This is a genomic window from Microbispora sp. NBRC 16548, assembly GCF_030268985.1.
In the GTDB taxonomy this organism is placed as follows: domain Bacteria; phylum Actinomycetota; class Actinomycetes; order Streptosporangiales; family Streptosporangiaceae; genus Microbispora; species Microbispora catharanthi.
The window spans coordinates 1-2678 of sequence record NZ_BSSF01000046.1 but is presented as its reverse complement, the minus strand read 5'-3'; the positions used below and the strand labels follow the sequence as shown (position 1 = coordinate 2678).

The following is a 2678-nucleotide window of genomic DNA, read 5'->3' as shown; positions in this document are numbered from 1 at the left end:
CCGAGTAGTAGTAGGTGTCGTCCACCCGGAAGACGTCGATGTCGGCCAGGTCCTCCCACAACACCGGGTTGGAATAGGTCGACGACGGCGGCCACGGCCCGTTCGTCGGACTCGCCGACGGCGACGGACTGGGGGAGGGACTCGGGGAGGGAGACGCCGAAGGGCTGGTGCTGGTGACGGTTCCACTGCAGGTGGTGCCGTTCAGCGCGAAGCTCGCCGGCACCGGATTGGACGAGGTCCAGGAGCCGTTGAAGCCGAACGACGTGCTGCCGCCGGTCGGGATGGCGCCGTTGTAGGAGGCGTTGGTCACGGTGACCTGGGCGCCCGACTGCGTATAGCTGCCGTTCCACAGTTGGCTGATCGTCTGCCCGGCCGGGAACGACCAGGTCAGGCTCCAGCCGTTGACCGGGTCACCCAGGTTGACCACGTCCACGTTGGCGCCGAAGCCGCCCTCCCACTGGTTGGTCACGGTGTAGGTGACCCGGCAGCCCGCGGCGGCGCGGGCGGAGCCGGCGGTCACGACTCCGAGGACGCTCAGTGCCGCGGCCATCCCGGCCGCGAGCCAGCGCCGATGTCGAGTGAAGCGCACGAGAATCTCCAGGGGGATAGGGATTCGTCAGGAGACGGTGCAGGTCAGCGTGGGCACGGCGTTGGCGCCGTTCCAGGTGCCGAGGAAGCCGAACTGGGTGCTCGCGCCCGCGCCGAGCGCGCCGTTGTAGTCGACGTTGCGGGCGGTGACCTGGGCGCCGCTGCTGCTGATCGCGGCGTTCCACGACTGGGTGACCGTCTGGCCGTTGCCGAACCGCCAGCCGACCGTCCAGGAGGAGATGGCCGAGCTGCCCGCGGTCACGGTCACCGTCGCCTGGAAGCCGCCGTCCCACTGCCCGGCGATCGCGTACGCGGCCGAGCATCCCGCGCCGCCCGGCGACGGACTGGGCGAGGGGTTGGCTGAGGGACTGACCGAGGGACTGGCCGAGGGACTGGGCGACGGGCTGGGCGAGGGACTGGGCGACGGGCTGGGCGACGGGCTGGGACCCTGCCCGATGCTGCCGGGGACCGACTGGAGCGCCGCGTACCAGGCGGCGGCCATCTTGTCGTAGCCGTTCGCGGTGGGGTGGATGCCGTCGATCAGGTCGGCGGTGGTCAGCTTGCTGTGCATGTCGACCAGGTGGACGTGCTTGCCGCTGTTGGCCTTGGACTGCACGATGCCGGGGATCGCCGCGTTGAAGGTGCGGGCGGCGGCCTCCTGGCCGGAGTTCGACAGCGGGATGATGGTCGCGACGAACACCTCGGCGTTCGGCGCCGCCGCGGTGATGTGGTCGATCAGCGTGGACAGCCGCTGCGGCGCGCCGGACACGTTGTAGTTCTGCAGCACGTCGTTGGTGCCGATGTGCAGCAACACCGTGCGCGGGGTGGAGGTGCGCAGCCAGCCGGTGATGTTCGCGTCGATCTGGTCGATCCGCCACCCGGGGTGTCCCTCGTGGTCGTGGTCGCCCAGACTGGCGGGCCCGTTGTACTGCGACCCGACGAAGTCGATCGTGTAGCGGCCCGCGGCCAGGCGCTGCCACAACCCGATCCGGTAACCGCCGGGCACCTGCGTGCCCTCGGTGATCGAGTCGCCCAGCGGCATCACCCGCACCCCGCCGTTCGACTCGGCGCGGGCGACGGCGGGCGCGATCGCCAGGACGGTCACGGTCAGAAGCGCGGTGGTCAGCCGGCGTCTCCACCGGCTCCGTCCGCGCCAATTTGTGAGCGTTAACATCGCTGGTTGGTCAACCCTTTCGATGACGGTGAGGTGGGTGGGCGGGTCCCCGCCGTGGCCGACCCGCACGTCGCACGGGATCGGGCTCCGATAGCGCTCGGCGGTACATTGTTAGCGCTAACATCGGTGCAACGACTCGTTCGCTCCTCTCCTCGGGATGACCGGGGGGTGGTGGTGCGCCGGAGCAAATACGACGTGAGGAGTGCCCGTCAAGCTCGAGCTCGCGCCCTGTTCCGCCCTTCCGCCCGGCCTATGCGTCTCAACTGCCGGGATGGGACGCGAACGCGCCGCCAGGGGGAGGCGCGGTGATGAAACGTTCATCGAAATCCGTGCCACGACGGCCGACGTCAGGAGCGGCCGGAAAATTACATTGGCATGTCAATGGCATCGATGCAGCATGTAGGCGTCTCGAGGCTCTGCGGGCATCGAAACGTTCTGGCAACACTCTTGACACGTTTCGGGATGATTTCCAGACTGACTCCCCGAGGCGGCTCCTCCTGCCGGGGTCGGTGGTGAGCGGCAGGGGCCGCAGTTTCGACGCGGTGACGGACCGCGTGCTGTTTTCGCGGGCATCTATCCGCGTTCCCTCATTGATTTCGCAGTGGAGGCTCAGGCATGGGCGAAAACCCCTTATCCGCCGGCGGAGGACGGCGACCGCTCGCCGGCACCCGCCGGCTGCTGGTCGTCGGCGCCCTCGGCGCCCTCGGCGCGGTCACCGCACTCGCGGCGTCCGTCCCCGCCGGCGCCGCCGCCGGCACGCTGGGCGCGGCCGCCGCCCAGAGCGGCCGTTACTTCGGCACCGCGATCGCGGCCGGCCACCTGAACGACTCGACCTACGTGGCGACCTGGGACCGGGAGTTCAACGCCGTCACCGCCGAGAACGAGATGAAGTGGGGGCCGATCGAGCCCTCCCGCA

General features: G+C 69.6%; 3 protein-coding genes. 1 reads left to right on the top strand and 2 read right to left on the bottom strand.

Going from position 1 to position 2678, the window contains the following annotated elements:
* The coding region (locus QSK36_RS42920; protein WP_285786423.1) for a cellulose-binding domain-containing protein at nucleotides 1–589 on the bottom strand (589 nt) is incomplete at its 3' end.
* A gap of 27 nt (nucleotides 590–616) precedes the next feature.
* Nucleotides 617–1693, bottom strand: a complete 1077-nt coding sequence (locus tag QSK36_RS42915; protein ID WP_285786422.1) for a cellulose binding domain-containing protein — start codon at nucleotides 1691–1693, stop codon at nucleotides 617–619.
* 684 nt (nucleotides 1694–2377) lie between these two features.
* Between QSK36_RS42915 and QSK36_RS42910 the strand changes: the two genes are divergently transcribed.
* On the top strand, nucleotides 2378–2678 hold a 301-nt coding region (locus tag QSK36_RS42910), incomplete at its 3' end, for an endo-1,4-beta-xylanase (RefSeq protein ID WP_285786421.1).